General features: G+C 71.3%; 12 protein-coding genes. 11 read left to right on the top strand and 1 reads right to left on the bottom strand.

Going from position 1 to position 16,550, the window contains the following annotated elements:
• Positions 1-939, bottom strand: a complete 939-nt coding sequence (locus KFLA_RS14240) for an AAA family ATPase (protein ID WP_420167160.1) — start codon at positions 937-939, stop codon at positions 1-3.
• A gap of 319 nt (positions 940-1,258) precedes the next feature.
• On the opposite strand from KFLA_RS14240, the gene mraZ reads away from it, so the two are divergent.
• The 11 genes from mraZ to murC all read left to right on the top strand — a co-directional run bounded on the left by mraZ (position 1,259) and on the right by murC (position 16,525).
• Positions 1,259-1,690, top strand: a complete 432-nt coding sequence (mraZ, locus tag KFLA_RS14245; protein ID WP_012920498.1) for a division/cell wall cluster transcriptional repressor MraZ — start codon at positions 1,259-1,261, stop codon at positions 1,688-1,690.
• 387 nt (positions 1,691-2,077) lie between these two features.
• Positions 2,078-3,052, top strand: a complete 975-nt coding sequence (gene rsmH / locus KFLA_RS14250; RefSeq protein ID WP_012920499.1) for a 16S rRNA (cytosine(1402)-N(4))-methyltransferase RsmH — start codon at positions 2,078-2,080, stop codon at positions 3,050-3,052.
• A complete protein-coding gene (ftsL, locus tag KFLA_RS35595) occupies positions 3,052-3,675 on the top strand; it encodes a cell division protein FtsL (protein WP_012920500.1) in 624 nt (207 codons plus the stop codon). Before rsmH ends, ftsL begins: the two co-directional genes overlap by 1 nt.
• A gap of 565 nt (positions 3,676-4,240) precedes the next feature.
• Positions 4,241-6,097 (top strand): peptidoglycan D,D-transpeptidase FtsI family protein, encoded by a 1,857-nt coding sequence (locus tag KFLA_RS14260; RefSeq protein WP_012920501.1) that lies wholly within the window; start codon positions 4,241-4,243, stop codon positions 6,095-6,097.
• 68 nt (positions 6,098-6,165) lie between these two features.
• Entirely contained in the window at positions 6,166-7,194 is a 1,029-nt protein-coding gene (locus KFLA_RS14265) for a TRM11 family methyltransferase (RefSeq protein ID WP_012920502.1), read from the top strand.
• 65 nt (positions 7,195-7,259) lie between these two features.
• Entirely contained in the window at positions 7,260-8,789 is a 1,530-nt protein-coding gene (locus KFLA_RS14270) for a UDP-N-acetylmuramoyl-L-alanyl-D-glutamate--2,6-diaminopimelate ligase (protein WP_148256636.1), read from the top strand.
• The gene (locus KFLA_RS14275; protein ID WP_012920504.1) at positions 8,786-10,198 is read left to right on the top strand and encodes a UDP-N-acetylmuramoyl-tripeptide--D-alanyl-D-alanine ligase; all 1,413 of its coding nucleotides are present in this window, start codon (positions 8,786-8,788) and stop codon (positions 10,196-10,198) included. The genes KFLA_RS14270 and KFLA_RS14275 overlap by 4 nt, the downstream gene beginning before the upstream one ends.
• Positions 10,195-11,271 carry a phospho-N-acetylmuramoyl-pentapeptide-transferase gene (gene mraY / locus KFLA_RS14280; RefSeq protein ID WP_012920505.1) on the top strand — a complete coding sequence of 359 codons (1,077 nt, stop codon included), beginning with the start codon at positions 10,195-10,197 and terminating at the stop codon, positions 11,269-11,271. Before KFLA_RS14275 ends, mraY begins: the two co-directional genes overlap by 4 nt.
• A complete protein-coding gene (murD, locus tag KFLA_RS14285; protein WP_012920506.1) occupies positions 11,268-12,707 on the top strand; it encodes a UDP-N-acetylmuramoyl-L-alanine--D-glutamate ligase in 1,440 nt (479 codons plus the stop codon). The genes mraY and murD overlap by 4 nt, the downstream gene beginning before the upstream one ends.
• Before the next feature lie 15 nt (positions 12,708-12,722).
• A complete protein-coding gene (gene ftsW, locus KFLA_RS39775; protein ID WP_012920507.1) occupies positions 12,723-15,089 on the top strand; it encodes a putative lipid II flippase FtsW in 2,367 nt (788 codons plus the stop codon).
• Positions 15,086-16,525 carry a UDP-N-acetylmuramate--L-alanine ligase gene (gene murC, locus KFLA_RS14300; RefSeq protein WP_012920508.1) on the top strand — a complete coding sequence of 480 codons (1,440 nt, stop codon included), beginning with the start codon at positions 15,086-15,088 and terminating at the stop codon, positions 16,523-16,525. Before ftsW ends, murC begins: the two co-directional genes overlap by 4 nt.
• Positions 16,526-16,550 lie beyond the last annotated feature (25 nt).

Below are 16,550 nucleotides of genomic sequence, written 5' to 3' on the forward strand. Positions count from 1 at the left end.
TCAGTCCCGGCGAGTTCGGGGCAGCGGCACGGAGGCCACCAGCCCGGAGATGATGTCGGCTGCGCTGCGCCCGCCCAGGTGAGCCTCGGCCGCCGGAAGCACCCGGTGAGCCAGCACCGGAACGGCGAGCTCCTGCAGATCGTCCGGTAGCACGAACTCGCGCGAGTCCAGCGCGGCGGCGGCGCGCGCGGCGCGGATGAGGTGCAGCGTCGCCCGCGGGCTGGCGCCGAGCCGCAGCTCCTGGGAACGACGGGTCGCCCCGACCAGCGCCACGGCGTACTCCTTGACGGACTCCGAGACGTGCACGGAGTGCACTGTCTTCACCAGTCGCAGAACCTGCTGGCTGTCGGTCACCGGCTGCAGGTTGTTCAGCGGGTCGGTGGCAGAGTGCCCGTCGAGCATCCGCAGCTCGGCGGCCGGCTCCGGGTAGCCCATCGAGACCCGGGCCATGAAGCGGTCACGCTGCGCCTCGGGGAGGGGATAGGTGCCCTCCATCTCGATCGGGTTCTGCGTCGCGATCACCATGAACGGCGCCTCGAGGTGGTACGTCGTGGTGTCGACGGTGACCTGGCGTTCCTCCATCGACTCCAGCAGGGCGGCCTGGGTCTTCGGCGAGGCGCGGTTGATCTCGTCGCCGACGACGATGTTGGCGAACACCGCGCCGGGCTTGAACTCGAAGTCGCGGACCTCCTGGTTGAACACCGACACGCCGGTGATGTCCGACGGCAGCAGGTCCGGCGTGAACTGGATCCGGCGCACGGTGCAGTCGATGGAGCGGGCCAGCGCCTTGGCCAGCATCGTCTTGCCGACGCCCGGTACGTCCTCGATCAGCAGATGACCTTCGGCGAGCAGCACGGTGACGGCTGTCTCGACGACATCGGGTTTGCCCTCGATGACCTGCTCGATGGCTCGGCGGACCCGTCCCGCCACCTCCGTCAGCTCGTCGAAGTCCATGGCCGAGCTGGTCGCGGTGGTGCTCACCCTGAGTCCTCCCCATTGGTTGATGGCCGAATCATTCTGACCCGGCGTGGGGGTCCGGCCTAGCCCTGCGGGAATTTCGTTACCCCGCGTTTCGGCATTCATCGACGTGATCCCTCACCCGGCGGTGCTGATGCGTGACCTCCAGCGTACGGGGGAGCGAAACGGGGCGGATTTGGTTGACCGTGGGGCAAAGTGGAGTAAGGTGGAGCGCAGTGGTACGGATGTGGTGGAAATCAGCTCGACCTGAGTCGGAGAGTCCGCAACGGGGAGGTGGAGCGTGTTCCTCGGAACGCACTTCCCCAAGCTCGACGACAAGGGACGGCTGTTCCTGCCGGCGAAGTTCCGCGACGAACTGGCGGAGGGTCTGGTGATCACCCGCGGACAGGAGCGGTCGCTGTCCGTGTGGCCCGAAGCGGAGTTCGTACAACTGACCGAGCAGCTGAAGCAGGCGCCGATCACCAACAAGGGTGCTCGGGACTACCTGCGGATGCTGTTCGCCGGAGCCTCCAACGAGGTGCCGGACAAGCAGGGCCGGGTCACCATCCCGCCGATGCTGCGCGATTACGCGGGACTGGATCGCGACTGTGTCGTCATCGGGGCGATGAACAGGGTGGAGATCTGGAACACGGAGAACTGGAACCGGTACTCCGCGGAGCAGGAGCAGGCCTTCGCCGACCTGTCCGAGGAGGTACTGCCCGGGATCTTCTGAGCAGGGACCTGAGCACGAGCCGACCGAGCAAGACCACGTGGTCACCGGACGTCCGGTGAGATCACGGGTCCGACTTCCGACCTGGGTGTTGGCGCCACTTCCCCGGCGCCAAGGCCGCAGGTACTTCCCCGGGAGGCGTACCCGCGATCTGACCGGACGACTGTGCACCTCTGTGCTCCACCCGATGCTCCACTTCGCTCCACAACCGCCCCCGCCGACCAGTCGGCACCAGCAGGACAGCAGTCGAGAACCCGCGGGGGCAGGGTCGCTCCCGCGGCTACGGAAGGGTCGAGATGGACGGTGCCGAGCGGTGCGCAGGGAACGGCTGGCCGATGGCCATGACCGTTCTGTCGCCGCGCCGCCGGCCGGTCCGGGACGGGAGGTCCGATGACAGGGCCTGAGCCGTCCGAGCGCCACGTGCCCGTGATGCTCGACCGGGTCGTCGCGCTGCTCGCTCCCGCGCTCCAGCAGCCCGGGTCAGTGCTCGTCGACGCCACTCTCGGTCTCGGTGGGCACTCCGAGGCGTTCCTGCAGCGCTGCCCCGAGGCCCGGCTGATCGGCCTCGACCGTGACCCCGCCGCGCTCCGGCTGGCCGGCGAGCGGCTCGCGCCGTACGCCGGACGCACCACGCTGGTGCACGCCGTGTACGACGAGCTGCCGCGGGTCCTCGACGAGCTCGGCGTGCCCGCGATCGACGGGATCCTGTTCGACCTCGGGGTGTCGTCGATGCAGCTGGACGAGGCAGACCGCGGGTTCGCCTACGCCCAGGACGCGCCGCTGGACATGCGGATGGACCCGACCGCGCCGACCACGGCCGCGGACGTCCTGAACACCTACAGCGCGGCCGACCTGGCCCGGATCCTGTTCCAGTACGGCGAGGAGAAGTTCGCCCGCAAGATCGCCGACCGGATCGTCCGGGCCCGGGAGACCGAGCCGTTCAGCCACAGCGCGCGGCTGTCCGAGCTGGTCCGCGACGCGATCCCGCAGGCGGCCCGGCGGACCGGGGGACACCCGGCCAAGCGGACCTTCCAGGCGCTGCGGATCGAGGTGAACAGCGAGCTGGACGTGCTGCGCCGCGCGCTGCCGGCCGCGCTCGGCGCGCTCGCGCTGCACGGCCGCATCGTGGTGATGAGCTACCACTCGCTGGAGGACCGGATCACCAAGCAGACGCTCGCGGCCGCCACCCGGTCCGACGTACCGGACGACCTGCCGGTGATCCCGGCCGGGCACGAGCCGTACCTCAAGTTGCTGACTCGCGGCGCCGAACGGCCGACCGAGGACGAAGTGGCGGAGAACCCGCGGGCCGCCTCGGCCCGGGTCCGGGCCGCCGAGCGAGTCCGGGCGAAGGGGTTGGTGGCCTGATGAGTACTGTCTTCAGCCCGTCGAAGGCGCGGGTCACCCCGGCGCCGGCGTCGAGGCCCGAGCCGAAGCTGCGGATCGTGTACGGCGCGCCGTTCCGGCCGCCGCGGATGCCGTTCGTCATCTTCGTCGTGTCGCTGCTGGCGGCCGGGCTGGTCGGCCTGCTGCTGCTCAACACCGAGCTGCAGCGCGGGGCGTTCCAGGTGACGGACCTCAACCAGCGAGCCGACCAGCTGCGCGACCAGCAGGAGCAGCTGGAGCGGCAGACCCGCACGCTCGAGTCGCCGCAGAACCTGGCCGACCGGGCACTGCGGATGGGCATGGTGCCGAACCCGAACCCGGTCTTCCTGCGGCTGTCGGACGGCCAGGTGCTCGGCGTACCGGCCGAGGGCCGGCCGGGAACCGGGGCGGCGATGTTCGGAGACGCGCCGGCCAAGCCGAAGCCCGCCGCCCCGCCTGAGCCGCCGGCCGCCACCACCACCAAGCCGCCGGCCGCGACGACGACGAAGCCGCCGGTTGCCACGACGACCAAGCCGCCGGCCGACGGCACGACGCCGCGGGCCGGCCAGACCGGCACACCGCGCACGCCGGTGAGTCCAGGGACCACGACACCGACCGGGGGATGATCGGATGACGGAACGACGGGGAAGTGAACCGCCACGCGGCCGTGGCGGCGAACCGGAGCGGGACAACCCGCCTCGCAAAACTCCGTCGTCCCGCCGCCCGGCTACCGAAAGCGGCCGGGCAACTCCGCAGCGTCCCCGCCGTCCGGCGTCCGACGAGCGGCAGGCACCCAGAGGCGCGGGCTCGGCACGCGGAGACGCGGCGAGCGGGAAGCGCCCCGGCGCCGGAAGTGCGAAGCGTGCTGGCACGGGCTCCGGCCCGCGGGCGGATGGTGAACGCCGTACGCGTGACGGCCGGGTCGAGTCGGCGGAGCGCGTCGGTGACGCGCCGCGGCGGGCCGCGAAGAAGGCGGCACCGAACCGGCCTCGGAGGGCAGTCGACGGACGGGGCGAGCCGCGGGTCGCGACCGACGGACGGCCGACGGCCAAGAAGGCTGCGTCGCCGCGGAGGGTCGGCCCCGACGGGCGGCCGGCCGCGAAGAAGGCCGCACCGAACAGGCCGCGCAAGACGGTGGACGGGCGGCCGGAGCCTCGGCGGACGGACGGACGGCCGGTCGGCCGGCAAGCGATGCCCAGGAAGCGGCCACCGCAGAAGCGGCGCCCGCCGGCGGCGAGCAAGCCGAGGCCGAAGCGGCCGCCGCGCACGCTCAAGCTCGGGCGCCCCGCGCTGCGGCTGCGGGTGACGTTCGGCGTGATGGCGTTCGTGCTGTCGCTGTTCGCCGGCCGGCTGGTGCTGCTGCAGGGCGTCGACCCGGACTCCTACGCACTGGCGGCGTCCAAGGAGAACACCAAGCCCTTCGTGCTGCACGCCTCCCGCGGCGCGATCCTGGACCGCAACGGCGTGCCGCTGTCGGTGTCGGAGGAAGCGGTGGCGATCACCGCCGACCCGACCCTGACCGGCAAGGTCGCCGACCAGTTGGCCGGCGTCCTGGCGCCGAAGCTGACCGGTACCAGCTACGCCGAGCTGTTCGAGAACCTGACCCGCAAGGGCCGCTACGTGATGCTCGCGCACCAGGTCAGCCCGCAGACCTGGAACGAGATCACCGAGGAGATCAAGCGGCGCAACGCCGCGATCAAGGAGCAGAACAAGGGCCTGCCGGAAGATCAGCGCAAGCCGCTGCTGGCCGGTCTCTACACCGAGGCCGACCCGGTCCGCAGCCACCCGAACGGCACCATCGCCGCCACCGTGGTCGGCGTGGTCGGTGCCGAGGGCAAGGGTCTGGCCGGGCTGGAGTACGGCCTGAACGACAAGCTGTCCGGGCAGGACGGCAAGGCCATGTACGAGGTGGACGCCAAGGGCAACAAGATCCCGAACGCCGACCACACCGTCGAGGAGCCCAAACCGGGCGTCTCGGCCCAGCTCACCCTGGACGCGGACCTGCAGTGGTTCGCCGAGCGGCGGATCGAGCAGGCGGTCAAGCAGTACAAGGCCAGCTCCGGCACGGTGGTCACGATGGACACCAAGACCGGTCAACTGCTCGCGATGGCCAACTACCCGACCTTCGACCCGAACAAGCCGGTGAAGGCCGAGGCGCTGAAGAACCGCGCGCTGGAGCAGGTCTACGAGCCGGGCAGCGTGCAGAAGGTCGTCACGATGGCGGCGCTGGCCGACGCCGGTCTGATCTCGCTGGACACCAAGCTGAAGGTGCCCGGCTCGTACACCGTGCAGCGGCGAAAGATCGGCGACCACTTCGAGCACGGCATCCTGAACCTGACGATGGCCGGCGTGATCGCCAAGTCGTCGAACGTCGGCACGATCATGGCGGCCCAGCAGATGCCGATCCGCGACTTCGTGCACTACCTGAAGAAGTTCGGCTTCGGCGAGCCGACCGGGCTCGACTTTCCCGGCGAGAGCCGCGGCCTGATGCCGCCGGGCGACGAGTGGAGCGAGCTGACCCGGTCGAACGTCGCGTTCGGCCAAGGGCTGTCCGCGAACGCCGTGCAGATGACCGCCGCGGTCAACGCGGTCGCCAACGGCGGCGTCTACATGCCGCCGAAGCTGGTCAAGGACTGGATCGACGCCGACGGCAACGTCACCCCGAACCAGGGCGCCGAGCCGCGCCGGGTGGTCAGCGAGTCGGCGGCCCGGCAGGTCTCCACGATGATGGAGGCGGTCACCGCCAAGGGCGGTACGGCGACGAAGGCAGCGATCCCCGGATACCGGGTGGCTGGTAAGACGGGAACGGCCCAGCAGGTCGACTCGGCCTGCGGCTGCTACCGCAAGTGGGCCACCTCGTTCGCGGGATTCGCTCCCGCCGACAACCCGCGGTTCGTGACCTACGTCGTACTGCAGGACCCGACCAACGGGCGCAGCGGTGGCGAACAAGGGGGCCTGGTGTTCCGTGACGTGATGAGCTACGCCCTGCAGAAGTACGCCGTGCCGCCGACCGGCGCGAAGCAGCCGTCCGTGCCGATCACCTGGTGAGCACGACGGTTTCCGGGGCCGGTGCCGCGGCGGAGTTCCCGCCGAGCGGCTGCGGTAGCGTGCGGTGAATGCGTTACTTTGCCCAGTACCGGGCTGGGCTCGGTGAGCTCGTGATCGACAGCCTGCGGCGGGATCTGGCAGGGGTGCAGGTCATCAGCTCCGACGACAGCAGCCTGCTCTTCGACAGCCGGAGCGACCGCGCCAAGGTCGGCGGTCTGGGCTACCTGAAGAACGCGTTCACCGTGCTGGGCTCCGTACCGCGGTCGACGCCGCAGAAGGCGGCCGAGCGGTTCGCCGAGCAGGTGCAAACGACCCCGATGCTGCGCGGCCAGGGCCGGGTGACGAGTTTCCGGACGATGGTCAGTGTCGACGGCAAGCTGGTCGGCCTGCCGCGGCCGGCCAAGCTGCGGCTGGAGTCGGCGATCGGCAAGGCCACCGGCGCCCGGGTCAACGCGCGCGGCGGCGCCGGTGCGGAGTACTGGGTGATCGGCCGGCGGGACCTGTCGTCGATGCTGTTCTGCCAACGGCTGACCAGCGGGGTCAAGCAGGGCGCGGCCGGCAGTCTCGGGGCCGACCTGGCGACGTTGCTGGTCAAGGCGTCCGAGCCGGCACCGGACGACGTTTTCCTCGACCCGTTCGCGGGCAGTGGGGCGATCGTCAGCGCGCGGATGGCGTCGGCGTACAGGCGGCTGATCTACTCCGACCTCGCCGCTGGTGAGCCGCAGGTGCAGATCCTGCCGGAGCTGCGGCGTGGCAAGCGGGTCACGCTGCTGACGGAGGACGCGTTGGAACTGCCGTCGGTGCCGACCGGGTCGGTGTCCGCGATCGTGACCGACCCGCCGTGGGGCGAGTACGACGAGCTGGACGTCGACCTGAGCACGTTCGCCCGGCAGATGATGCAGTCGTTCGACCGGGTGCTCGACCCGGAGCGCGGTCGGCTGGTGCTGCTGGTGTCCCGGCGCGTGGCGGACGTGACCGCGCGCCTGTGGAAGACGGCCGGTCTGGAGCTCGCGCAGTCGCACGAACTGCTGGTCAACGGCCATCCCGCCAGCGCCCAGGTCGGTGCCCGGTCGCGACGGACGGGGGACCGGCGATGACCCGGACGCCCGTGGCCGGCGGTGAAATAGGTGTCGCCCCGCCCGGACCGGTAGCCTCTGAGGCCGTGTCCACCCCAACCGCCGCAGGCGGAGCTGTTGCCGCGATCCGGCCGCGGCACACCGAACCGGTCGCTCTCGCCGACCTGGCCCGCACCGCCGGAGCCCCGGTCCCGGCCGGCGCCGCCGAAGTCCTCGTCACCGGCGTCTCCCTCGACTCCCGCTCGATCCGGCCCGGCGACCTGTACGCCGCGCTGCCGGGCGCGGCGACGCACGGCGCGGCCTTCGTCGCCGGCGCGCAGGCGAGCGGAGCGGTCGCCGTCCTGACCGATCCCGCCGGGGTCGAGCGCGCGCTGACGGCCGGCCTGCCGCTGCTGGTGGTTCCCGACCCGCGCGCGGTGCTCGGCGACGTCGCCGCCACGGTGTACGGCGAGCCGACCAAGGACCTGCAGCTGCTCGGCATCACCGGCACCAACGGCAAGACGACCACCAGCTTCCTGCTCGACGCGGTGCTGCGCCGGCTCGGCCCGGCCGCGTTGGTCGGCACGATCGAGACCCGGATCGGCGACCAGGTCGTGAAGAGCGCGATGACCACGCCGGAGGCAACGGATCTGCAGGCGCTGTTCGCGGTGATGCGCGAGCAGGGCGTCGCGTGGTGCGCGATGGAGGTCTCCAGCCACGCGCTGGCCAAGGGCCGGGTGGACGGCGCCCGGTACTCCGTGGCGGGGTTCACCAACCTGAGCCAGGACCACCTGGATTTCCACAAGACGTTCGAGCAGTACTTCGCCGCCAAGGCGTCGCTGTTCACCCCGGAGCGGTGTGATCTGGCCGTGGTGAACATCGACGACAAGTACGGCCGCCGGCTGGCCGCGCAGACCGTGGTCCCGCTCGTCACCGTCTCCACCACCCGTGACGCCGACTGGACGGTCGCCGGCACCCACCAGTCCGAGCACGGCGGCACCGTGATCGACATCCGGGGGCCGGGGGAGGCACTGACCGTCGAGATCGTGCTGCCGGGCGACTTCAACGTGGCCAACGCGTTGCTCGCGGTCGCCATGCTGCGCCAGGTCGACGTCCCGGCGGACGAGATCGCCGCCGGGCTGCGGACCGCACGGGTGCCCGGCCGGATGGAGACCTTCCTGCGGCCCGACGGCCTCGCGGTGATCGTCGACTTCGCGCACACCCCGGACGCCGTCGAGCTGGCGCTGCGCGCCGCCCGCGGCGCGACCAAGGGCCGCCTGTACGCCGTGGTCGGCTGCGGCGGCGACCGCGACCCGGGCAAGCGCCCGGCGATGGGCGCCGCCGCGGCCCGGGCCGCCGACACGGTGATCGTCACCGACGACAACCCGCGCGGCGAGGACCCGGCGACGATCCGCGCCGCCGCCGTCGAGGGCGCGCGGGCCGCCGTACCGGACGTGGAGCTGCGCGAGGTCGGCGACCGGCGCGCGGCGATCCGGACCGCGATCGAGCTGGCCGGCCCCGGGGACACCGTGGTCGTGCTGGGCAAGGGCCACGAGACCGGCCAGGACGTGGGCGGCGTGATCCACCCGTTCGACGACCGTCAGACAGTGCGTGAGTTGTTGGAGGAGACCCGGTGATCCCTGTCAGTTGCGGCCAGATCGCTGACGCCGTGGGCGGTGAGCTCGCCGGGATCGACCCGGCGGCCGTCGTCACCGGCGCGGTGGCGAAGGACTCGCGCGAGGTGGTCGCCGGCGGGCTGTTCGTCGCGCTGCCCGGTGAACGCGTCGACGGGCACGACTACGTGCCGGCCGTCACCGAGGCCGGCGCGACCGTCTCGCTGACCACCCGGCCGGTCGACGGTTGCCCCTGCATCGTGGTCGCCGACACCCAGGTCGCGCTCGGCGAGCTGGCCCGGTACGTCGTGGCGCAGCTGCCCGAGCTGACCGTGATCGGCCTGACCGGCTCGCAGGGCAAGACCAGCACCAAGGACCTGATCGCCCAGCTGGTCGCGCCGTACGGTCCGACGGTGGCGCCGACCGGCTCGTTCAACAACGAGATCGGCCACCCGCTGACCGCGCTGCAGGCCGACCGCGACACCCGGTACCTGGTCGCCGAAATGGGCGCCCGGCACCTCGGCGACATCGCCTACCTGTGCCGGATCACGCCGCCGAAGGTCGGCCTGGTGCTGAACGTCGGCTACTCCCACATCGGCGAGTTCGGCAGCCGGGACGCGATCGCGCAGGCCAAGGGCGAGATGATCGCGAACGTCGCGCCCGGCGGTACGGCGGTGCTGAACGCCGACGACCCGCGGGTGGCCGCGATGGCGAGCCGCACCGAGCAGACGATCCGGACCTTCGGCGAGGCACCCGAGGCCGACGTCCGCGCCACCGACCTCGAGGTCGACGGCGAAGGCCGGCCGGGCTTCACCCTGCACGCGGACGGGCAGAGCTTCCCGGTCCAGCTGCAGCTGATCGGCGAGCACAACGTGTCCAACGCGCTGGCGGCGGCGACCGCCGCGCTGGCCGTCGGCCTGACGCCCGAGCAGGTCGCGGACGGGCTGAACGCGGCCGCCCGGGTCTCGCAGGCCCGGATGGAGGTCGTCGAGCGGCCCGACGGCGTGACCGTCATCAACGACGCCTACAACGCCAACCCCGACTCGGTCCGGGCCGCGCTGAAGGCGCTGGTCGCGATCGGCCGGGCCCGCGAGGCGCGGACCTGGGCGGTGCTCGGCGAGATGCTGGAGCTCGGCGACTCCTCGGCCACCGAGCACGACGCGGTCGGCCGGCTCGCGGTGCGGCTCGACGTGAACCGGCTGCTCGCGGTCGGCGAGGGAGCCAAGCCGATCCACCTGGGCGCGTCGCTGGAGGGGTCCTGGGGCAACGAGTCGGCGTACGTCGCGACGATCGCCGAGGCGCTGGAGCTGCTCCGCGGTGAACTGCGCAGCGGTGACGTCGTCCTGGTGAAGTCCTCCAAGGCGGCCAACCTGCGCAGCCTGGCCGACGCCCTGCTCGAGACCGCGCCGGCCGGCGAGGGAGCCGCTCAGTGATCTCGATCCTGTTCGCGGGCGCCGTCTCGATGGTGCTCACGCTGCTCGGTACCCGGCTGGCGATCTCCGTGCTGTCCAAGCGCGGCTACGGCCAGGAGATCCGCGACGACGGCCCGACCTCGCACCACACCAAGCGCGGTACGCCGACGATGGGCGGCACGGTCTTCATCACTGCGACGATCGTCGGCTACTTCGCCGCGAAGCTGATCACGATGGAGCCGCCGAGCGCCTCGGCGCTGCTGGTGCTGTTCCTGTTCGCCGGGATGGGCGCGGTCGGCTTCCTGGACGACTTCATCAAGATCTTCCGCCAGCGCAGCCTGGGGCTGCGCAGCAAGGCGAAGCTGGCCGGGCAGACGCTGGTCGCGGTGGCGTTCGCGATCCTGGCGCTGCAGTTCCCCGACGAGCGCGGCCAGAACCCGGCCTCGCCGTTCATCTCGTTCATCCGCGACATCAACTGGCTGCAGCTGGCGCCGGTGCTCGTGGTGATCTGGATCCTGCTGCTGATCGCCGGGATGTCGAACGGCGTGAACCTGGCCGACGGCCTGGACGGCCTGGCCACCGGCGCCTCGATGATGGTGTTCGGCGCCTACACGCTGATCTGCATCTGGCAGTCCAACCAGAGCTGCGCCACCTCGCCCGGGTCGAAGTGCTACGAGGTCCGCGACCCGCTCGACCTGGCCGTGGTCGCGGCGGCGCTGACCGGCGCCTTGTTCGGCTTCCTGTGGTGGAACGCGTCGCCGGCCAAGATCTTCATGGGTGACACCGGCTCGCTGTCGCTGGGTGGCGCGGTGGCCGGCTTCGCCGTGATGACCCGGACCGAGCTGCTGGTGCTGCTGCTCGGCGGCCTGTTCGTCATCATCACCGCCTCGGTGATCCTGCAGGTCGGCTGGTTCAAGATCACCAAGCGCACCGGCGGCGTGGGCAAACGCCTGTTCCGGATGGCGCCGCTGCAGCACCACTTCGAGATGCTCGGCTGGGAACAGGTCAACGTGGTGATCCGCTTCTGGATCATCTCCGGCCTGTGCGTCGCCACCGGCCTGGGTCTCTTCTACGCAGAGTGGGTCGCCGGATGAGTGTCACCACAAGGACCGACGACGGCTGGCAGACCACGCGGTTCGTCGTCCTCGGGTTCGGTACGGCGGGCTACGCGTGCGCCGACTCGTTGCTGCAGGCCGGCGCCGAGCACGTCGTCGTCCTGGACGACCGGGACACCGAGCAGCTGCGGGAGAAGGCGCAGATCCTCGGCACGCTCGGCGCGGAGATCCGGCTCGGCCCGGGCAGCACGGCCGAGCTGCCCGCGGGTGTCGAGGTCGTCGTCACCTCGCCGGGCATCCCGCCGCACGCGCCGCTGCTGGCCGCGGCGGCCGAGCGCGACGTTCCGGTCTGGAGCGAGATCGAGCTGGCCTGGCGGCTGCGCGACCCGGCGAACGCCGCGCCCTGGCTGTGCGTCACCGGGACCAACGGCAAGACCACCACGGTCCAGATGCTGACCGCGATGCTGACCGCGGCCGGCCACCGTGCCGTTGCCGCCGGCAACGTCGGGCTGCCGCTGCTGGAGGCGGTGATGGACCCCGAGCCGTACGACGTGATCGCGGTCGAGCTGTCCAGCTACCAGCTGCACTTCACCCACTCGATGTCCGCGCACTCCGCGGCCGTGCTCAACCTCGCGCCGGACCACGTCGACTGGCACGGTTCGCTGGAGGCCTACGCGGCCGACAAGGGCAGGATCTTCGAGAACTGCCAGGTCGCCTGCGTCTACAACGTCGCCGACGCGGCCACCGAGAAGCTGGTCGAGCAGGCCGACGTGGTCGAGGGCTGCCGGGCGATCGGCTTCACCCTCGGTACGCCGGGGCTGTCGATGCTCGGGCTGGTCGACGAGTACCTGGTGGACCGCGCGTTCGTCGAGCAGCGGGCCACCTCGGCGCTGGAGCTGGCCACCTTGGCCGACATCACCCCGCCGGCTCCGCACAACGTGGCGAACGCGCTCGCGGCGGCCGCGCTGGCCCGGGCGTTCGGCGTACCGGCGACGGCGGTCCGCGACGGGCTGCGCGGGTTCCGGCCGGACGCGCACCGGATCGCGCACGTCGCGGAGGTTGCCGCAGTCAACTACGTGGACGACTCCAAGGCGACCAACCCGCACGCCGCGCAGGCCTCGCTGCTGGCCTACGAGCACGTGGTCTGGATCGCCGGCGGGCAGGCCAAGGGCGCCACCTTCGACGAACTGGTGACCGCGGCCCGGTCGCGGCTGCGCGGCGTGGTGCTGCTCGGCCAGGACAAGGCCGTGATCGCGCAAGCACTTGCCCGACACGCGCCCGATGTCCCGGTGATCACTGTCGAGGCAACGGACACTGGAGCCATGGAGACCGTGGTGGGGGAGGCGGCGAAGCTTGCGCAGGTGGGGGACACCGTGCTGCTCGCGCCCGGCTGCGCTTCGTGGGACATGTTCGCCAACTACGGAGCCCGCGGAGACGCCTTCGCCGCAGCCGTCCGACGGCTTGGCGACCGCTGATCCGGAGGTGATCGGGTGACGTCGATCGTGGACCGGCCGGGCGAGAAGGCCGCGGAGAACAGCTGGCTGGTGTCGCTGCGCAACCTCCTGGACCGCCCGCTGACGTCGTACCACCTGGTGGTCGGCGCCACCGGGCTGCTGATGGTGCTCGGCTTGATGATGGTGCTGTCGGCCTCGAGCGTGCTGTCGTACAACACCACCAACAACCAGTTCACGATCTTCAACCGGCAGCTGATCTGGGTCGGCGTCGGCCTGCCGATGGCCTACGTCGCGTCCCGGATGACGCCGCGGCACTTCCGGATGCTGGCCTACCTCGCGCTGCTCGGCTCGACCTTCCTGCTGGTGCTCACCTACGTGCCCGGACTCGGCAAGACCGTGAACGGCAACACCAACTGGGTGTCGTTCGGCGGACCGCTGCAGATCCAGCCCAGCGAGTTCGCCAAACTGGCGCTCGTGATGTGGTGCGCCGACCTGTACGCGCGCAAGCAGAAGCTGCTCACCCAGTGGAAGCACCTGCTGATCCCGATGGTCCCGGTCTGCGGCCTGGTGATCGCGCTGATCGTCGGCCAGCGCGACCTGGGCACCTCCTTGGTCCTGATGGCGATCATGATCGGGATGATCTGGGTGGTCGGCGCGCCGACCCGGTTGTTCGTCACCGCGATCGTCGTGGTCGGCGCGATCGCCTCGTACTTCGTCGCCACCGAGCAGCACCGGATGGACCGGCTGACCAACTTCGTGAACCCGTTCGCCGACCCGAGCGGCGTCGGCTGGCAGGCGTACCACGCGCTGTACGCGCTGTCCACCGGCAGCTGGTGGGGCGTCGGCATCGGCTTCAGCCGGCAGAAGTGGGGCAACCTGCCCGAGGCGCACACCGACTTCATCTTCGCGGTGATCGGCGAGGAGCTCGGGCTGGTCGGGTCGCTCACCGTGCTCGGCCTGTTCCTCACCCTGGCCTACGCCGGCGTCCGGATCGCGACCCGCACCACCGAGCCGTTCATCCGCTACTGCGCCGCCGGGATCACGATCTGGATCATGGCCCAGACGCTGGTCAACCTGGGCGCCGTGATCGGGCTGCTGCCGATCGTGGGCATCCCGCTCCCGCTTTTGTCGTACGGTGGGTCCGCACTGCTGCCGACGCTGATCGCGGTCGGCATGCTGTTGTCCTTCGCGAAGGCCGAGCCCGGCGCGCAGGCCGCCCTGAAGGAGACCCGGCGGCCGTTGCTCCGGTGGATGTCGTCGTGGCGTACACCTGGCCCGAGCGGCCGTGAGAACACCGCGGGAGCGTTGAAAGCTGTGCCCAGCATCGTCCTGGCCGGCGGCGGTACCGCCGGCCACACCTCACCCCTGATCGCCACCGCCGACGCACTGCGCCGGATCGACCCGACGATCGAGATCGTCGCCCTCGGGACCGAGCGTGGCCTGGAGACCAAGGTGGTGCCCGAGGCCGGCTACCGGCTGGAGCTGATTCCGCCGGTGCCGCTGCCGCGCAAGCCGACGCCGGCGCTGTTCGCCGTACCGGGCAAGATGCTGTCCTCGGTGAGCGCGGCCCGCAAGGTGCTCGACGACGCCAAGGCCGACGTCCTGGTCGGCTTCGGCGGCTACGTCTCCACCCCCGCCTACGTCGCGGCCTGGCGGCGCAAGACGCCGATCGTCGTGCACGAGGGCAACGCGGTCCCGGGCATCGCGAACAAGTTCGCCGCCCGCTACTGCACCGACACCGTCATCACCTCGTTCCCGGGCACCGACCTGCCGCACGCCCAGTACGTCGGTCTGCCGATCCGCCGGGCCATCTCCACGATGGACCGGGCCACGCTGCGGGCCGAGGCCCGGCAGTTCTTCGGGCTCGACCCGGACGCCCCCACCCTCTTCGTCACCGGCGGTTCCCAGGGCGCACGCCAGCTGAACGAGGCGTTCGCGGGTGCGGCCGCCGACCTGCAGGCCGCCGGGATCCAGGTCCTGCACGCGATCGGCCCGAAGAACTCGCTCGAGGTCGAGCAGACCGGCCCGCTCCCGTACCGGGTGCTCTCGTACGTCGACCGGATGGACTACGCCTACGCCGCGGCCGACCTGGTGGTCTGCCGGTCCGGATCGAACACGGTCACCGAGGTGTCCGGCGTCGGTCTGCCGGCCATCTACGTGCCGCTGCCGCACGGTAACGGTGAGCAGCGGCTGAACGCCAAGCCCGTGGTCGACGTGGGCGGCGGACTGCTGGTCGACAACTCCGCGGTGACCCCGGACTGGGTCCGGGCGACCGTGCCGCAACTTCTGCACGACCGCGAGCGTCTGACCGCCATGTCCACCGCTGCCCAGGGCGTGATCCGGACCGACGCCGACGAGCGGTTGGCGCGGTTGATCCTCGATGTGGTGAGGTCTGCTTCGTGATCGTCACCGCTCCTGACACCCTGCTGCCCGCCGAGAAGCTGGGCCGCGTGCACTTCGTCGGCATCGGCGGCGCCGGCATGTCCGGCATCGCCCGGATCATGGCCTCCCGCGGCATCGAGGTCTCCGGCTCCGACGCCAAGGACGGCAAGGTGCTGGCCGCACTCCGGGCGCTCGGCGCCACCTGCTGGGTCGGCCACGCCGCCGAGCACGTCGCGAACGCCGACACCGTGGTGGTCTCCACCGCGATCCGGGAGACCAATCCCGAGGTGGTGGCCGCGCAGGCCGCCGGCATCCCGATCCTGCCGCGCGCCGCCGCGCTGGCCTCGGTGATGGCCGGCCGGCGCACGATCGCGGTGGCCGGCACGCACGGCAAGACCACCACCACGTCGATGCTGACCGTCGCGTTGCAGCACTGCGCCGCCGACCCGTCGTACGCGATCGGCGGCAACCTGAACGAGTCCGGCTCGAACGCGCACGACGGCACCGGCGACCTGTTCGTGGCCGAGGCCGACGAGTCCGACAAGTCGTTCCTCACCTACGGCCCCGAGGTGTCGATCGTCACCTCGGTGGAGCCCGACCACCTGGACAACTACGGCGACGAGGCCAGCTACACCAAGGCCTTCGAGGACTTCTGCGACCGGGTGCTGCCGGGCGGCTTCCTGGTGATCTGCGTCGACGACGCGGGCGCGCGCCGGCTGGCCGGGTTCGCCCGCGAGCGCGGGATCGACGTCCGCACGTACGGCGAGTCCGCGGACGCCGACCTGCGGGTCACCGAGATCACCGCGACCGGCGCCGTGCAGTCGTTCGTGCCGGTGTGGCGGGGCCGCAAGCTGCCGGTGGTGAACCTGCAGCAGGCCGGCAAGCACAACGCGCTGAACGCGTCGGCCGCGCTCGCCGTCGGACTCGGCCTGGGCTTCTCCGCGGCCGACCTGGCCGAGGGACTGGCGTCGTTCACCGGGACCGGCCGCCGGTTCGAGTTCAAGGGCCAGGAGGACGGCGTCCGGGTCTACGACTCCTACGCCCACCACCCGACCGAGCTGGCCGTGGACCTGACCGCGGCCCGGCAGGTGGCGGGGGAGGGGCGCGTGATCGCGTGCTTCCAGCCGCACCTGTTCAGCCGGACCAGGATCTTCGCGACCGAGTTCTCCGCAGCGCTCGCGCTGGCCGACGAGGTCGTGGTGATGGACGTGTTCGCGGCCCGTGAGGACCCCGAGCCGGGCGTCACCGGTGCGCTGATCGCCAACCACGTGCCGCTGAAGCCCGAGCAGGTGCGCTTCGAGCCGTCCTGGTCCGCGGTGCCCCGGGTGGTCGCCGACCTGGCGCTGCCCGGTGACCTGGTGGTCACCCTCGGCGCCGGCGACGTGACCCTGATCGGGCCCGAGGTGGTCGGGCTGCTGGCCGAGCGGGCGGCGCACAACGCCGCGCTGATCGAGTGAGCCTTTTGAATCGCTGTGGTGGACC

The organism is Kribbella flavida DSM 17836 (assembly GCF_000024345.1).
GTDB lineage: Bacteria > Actinomycetota > Actinomycetes > Propionibacteriales > Kribbellaceae > Kribbella > Kribbella flavida.